Source organism: Frankia sp. CcWB2 (assembly GCF_977927585.1).
In genome coordinates this window covers 8755-10518 of the sequence record NZ_CDWRCM010000168.1, presented here as the reverse complement: position 1 = coordinate 10518, position 1764 = coordinate 8755, and the positions used below count along the sequence as shown (strand labels likewise).

General features: G+C 65.6%; 3 protein-coding genes. All 3 read right to left on the bottom strand.

Annotated elements, in window-relative coordinates:
• Positions 1-151: 151 nt before the first annotated feature.
• The 3 genes from ACY45C_RS16370 to ACY45C_RS16360 are packed head-to-tail and all read right to left on the bottom strand — an operon-like array spanning position 152 to position 1477.
• Positions 152-613: a hypothetical protein gene (locus tag ACY45C_RS16370; protein WP_462188444.1), complete on the bottom strand. Its 462-nt coding sequence runs from the start codon at positions 611-613 to the stop codon at positions 152-154.
• A gap of 60 nt (positions 614-673) precedes the next feature.
• Positions 674-1291 (bottom strand): hypothetical protein, encoded by a 618-nt coding sequence (locus ACY45C_RS16365; RefSeq protein ID WP_462188443.1) that lies wholly within the window; start codon positions 1289-1291, stop codon positions 674-676.
• A 15-nt stretch (positions 1292-1306) separates the two neighbouring features.
• Entirely contained in the window at positions 1307-1477 is a 171-nt protein-coding gene (locus ACY45C_RS16360) for a hypothetical protein (protein ID WP_462188442.1), read from the bottom strand.
• Between the last annotated feature and the right edge of the window lie 287 nt (positions 1478-1764).

Genomic DNA, 1764 nt, shown 5'->3' with positions numbered 1-1764 from the left:
GCCGCCGCGGCGACGACCCGGACCGAACATCTGCGGCTGGTGGCGCCGGCGCCCTACCTGGGGTGGCGGCTACCGGCCGGGCCTGGAGCTGAAGGAACAAGTCGCGCACACCCGCGCCGAGGCGCAGCGGGGTGAGAGATCCGTCCGCGTTTTACGGGAGGTTCGTCCAACGGTGGGAAGCGACGTTGTTGTCAATCGACTGGCCAGCGCCTCTGCCCGTCCCTGCGTCGAAGGTGTACGGGGCGAGGTCCGGGAGGTAGACGCCGTTGTAGACTCCCCGGCGAGCGTGTGTCTGATGCGTTCCCCAGTACAGCCAGACGTCGTCCAGGGAGCCCGGGTAGCCGTTGTTCCACAACGAGGAGATCTGGTTGCGGCAGCTGCCCCAATCGTCGGAGTCACTGAGGTACGAGGTGCACCACGAATTGCCGAAGGGGTCCACTGCCTCGGTGTCTCGCCACAGGTGCAGGTGGCCGTCGGCCGTGGCGGTGGCGGAGGCGTCCGGGGCGGTGGCGGGCGCCGAAGGCCGGCCGGTTTGGGGGGCTGCCTGGGCGGTGGCGGGCAGCACGACCGCGCTGGCGGCCGATACGGCCAGGGCACGGTAAATGGTGCGCATGATGGTCTCCCTTTTCGGTGTGTTCTTGGATGGTTTTCTCTTCCGCCCCGTCACATGCGGTCAGCGTAGCTGCGCAGTAATAGGGCGAGCTCGGGGCAAAGTTGCGAGCTGGAGCCGGTGGGCGGTATCCAGCTCTGCGTGGTATTGGCGGTTGAGCCGCTCGGCGTGCTCCAGGTCGAGCGCCTTGGCTTTCGCGGCCAGACCGGAAACGGCAGCGCAGCGTGCCTCGGTGACGGCAAGTCCGATCTCCTGCTCACGGGGCAGCGAGGTCTCTTTCTGGTCCGGCAGGGCCTTCTCACGGAGCTCGGCAGGGCTGCGGTAAGGGCGACCGGCGGCGCGCATACATTCAGCCCACGGTTTGACGGCCTGGTCGAACCGCGGGTCTGCCAGCACGTGCTGTGAGCGGACCTGCGGGAAGGATTCCATGGTTACCTTCGCCTGGAACCAGGTAGGAAGGTCACCGTAGAGGGTGCGCTCGGCTTCCGACTGACAGCCCTGGGAGCTGCGCTGCAGCACCATGCCGTCAGGAGCGCGAGCGGTGACTTCAACAGGGTTCTGACCGTTTGCGGCCTTCGGGGCCTGCGCTCGGCGGGTGGGCGGCAGAGGAGTCGAAATGAAATAACTTGCGCGTTTCGAACCCTCCACAGGCCTGTGACCTGCGATGATGCTCTCGATCACGTATTTGTTACTTCATTACGTCCCCTTATCCTGCGCGGTGAGTTCCCGCAGCACCGGACTGAGGCCCGGGCCGCTGACGTGCTCCTGCTGTTGCCCAGACACGCCACCCAGCACGCCTGCATTCGCCGTGGAGACGGCGAATGCTGTGGCCAGCAGAAGCCCCGCGTTGCGCCTCAGTCTTTTCATGACGACCCTCCCTTCCGCTGTCATGTGCGGGAAGCTAATATCGCTTCTTCTTTCTTTTCGTGAGGGCAGCATAGATCGGGTACACCGGTGTGTGACCCTGCCAGATGACAGGGTCACACCAGAACCAGAATCTGAAACTTGATGCCGTCAGACGGCACGGCGGGCTGCCCTGCACCTCTGGTGATCCATGGTGATCCAGGTGGTGGGCAAACACCTTCGGCGGGCATCCCGCATGGTGAGCGCCCGCCTGCTCCGTGCCAGGTTCACGCCGGGCCCTCCCCCACCCC

Bases quoted from the DNA above. Each gene is read 5' to 3' on its own strand.
- ACY45C_RS16370 (WP_462188444.1), bottom strand. From the start codon at position 613: ATGCGCACCATTTACCGTGCCCTGGCCGTATCGGCCGCCAGCGCGGTC.
- ACY45C_RS16360 (WP_462188442.1), bottom strand. From the start codon at position 1,477: ATGAAAAGACTGAGGCGCAACGCGGGGCTTCTGCTGGCCACAGCATTC.